This window comes from Vibrio sp. L85 (assembly GCF_963871815.1).
Lineage (GTDB): Bacteria > Pseudomonadota > Gammaproteobacteria > Enterobacterales > Vibrionaceae > Vibrio > Vibrio harveyi.
Genome location: NZ_CAWMYL010000214.1, coordinates 1 through 775, shown reverse-complemented (window position 1 = coordinate 775; position 775 = coordinate 1). Strand labels below are relative to the sequence as shown.

Below are 775 nucleotides of genomic sequence, written 5' to 3'. Positions count from 1 at the left end.
AGAAACCCAATCTATGGGTATGGATGATTGTTTCCGTCACAATGAGCCTGTATCAATGCCTAAAATTGATTTTTGGGCATGGTATGAGGAAAACTACTCTGAAATGGTGGTACTTCTTACAGTACGTGACGGCGTGCTAGTGCAAGTGAAATTTTGCGATTGTCCTTATCATTTCTCAAATGACGTGGTTCTATCTTTTTCATTAGAGGGCGAAGTCGTTGCGAGCATTGAGCCAGAGCAAAAAGACGTGGTTTTATCTTCATTTGAACAATACGAGTCATTAGAGCGCATCGAGACCGTTGAGCGTGTGATTATAGATTGGAATGAGTCCAACCAGTTCAAAGATGGTGACGTGTACACACTAGACGAGTACAACAAAAAATCAATCCTTGAAGCGTTAGAGGTAGGGCGAGGCAGTGGCTACTGTAAAACCATGGTGATAATTGAATTCGCTAACGGTCAAAGCGAGCGATTACGTCATGATATTGATGCAGACTACCCAACATTAAACCATTACTACGCGGCTATTGGGTTGGTAAAATTACAGTCGGCATCAAAAGTACGTTTTACATTGGAGCAAGTGACCGAAGCTCTAGAACAAGGTTACATTTCACCACTTAATCACGACCAAAAGCACCCAGAGCCAACCCCACCAACGGACGAGACCAAGACACGTAAAGTTACCAGTCTTGGCGATTATCAAGAGCGCATCGAGAGCAAAAAAGAGCGTTTAGAAGCGCGAGCAGAAAAAGCCCAGGCGCAATCTAATACCCGT

At 43.7% G+C, this 775-nt stretch carries 1 pseudogene; it reads left to right on the top strand.

The annotated features are described in order from the left end of the window. Window positions 1-55: 55 nt before the first annotated feature. Window positions 56-775 (top strand): annotated as a pseudogene (locus AACR11_RS21160) (DUF3560 domain-containing protein); the annotation flags it as partial.